Source organism: Cobetia sp. MC34 (assembly GCF_018340035.1).
GTDB classification, from domain to species: Bacteria; Pseudomonadota; Gammaproteobacteria; order Pseudomonadales; family Halomonadaceae; genus Cobetia; species Cobetia amphilecti.
In genome coordinates, this window is record NZ_JADPPY010000112.1 from 1 (window position 1) to 468 (window position 468).

Annotated in this window: 1 protein-coding gene and 1 pseudogene; both read left to right on the forward strand. The window is 57.5% G+C overall.

All coding sequences use genetic code 11. The annotated features are described in order from the left end of the window. Position 1 precedes the first annotated feature (1 nt). Positions 2-130, forward strand: a pseudogene (locus IZU87_RS17835) (IS256 family transposase); the annotation flags it as partial. Positions 131-155: 25 nt separating this feature from the next. Continuing rightward, the gene (locus tag IZU87_RS17840) at positions 156-347 is read left to right on the forward strand and encodes a BCCT family transporter (protein WP_249330731.1); all 192 of its coding nucleotides are present in this window, start codon (positions 156-158) and stop codon (positions 345-347) included. Positions 348-468 lie beyond the last annotated feature (121 nt).

The following is a 468-nucleotide window of genomic DNA, read 5'->3' on the forward strand; positions in this document are numbered from 1 at the left end:
GCTGCATGAATTGCTTCGCCAAGGTGCCCGAGATCTGATTGCCAAAGCCGTGGAGGCCGAGTTGAGCACGTTCCTTGAGCAGTACGCCGAGAAGACGCTGGAAGACGGTCGCCGTGCCGTCGTCCGCCATCAACGCCAAGGCCTTCTTCGTCTTCATGGCCTTCGTCTTTCTGTGCGGCCCGACCCAGACCATTCTTGGCTATGGCACCGAAGCCGCGGGTGAGTATTTCAACAATTTCATGCAAAAGAGCCTGTTCACCGGGGCCTTCGATGACGATCCGTGGCCGAAAAGCTGGAGTATCTTCTACTGGGCCAACTGGATGGCATGGGCACCGATTTCCGCCTGAAGTGGTCCCCGGAATTCGGACCAGGCGCTAAGCTCTGATCAGACCGACCAGGAGAGCTTGATCATGAGCAGGAAACGTCGACAGTACAGCAGTGAGTTCAAAGCCAAGGTAGCCCTCGCCG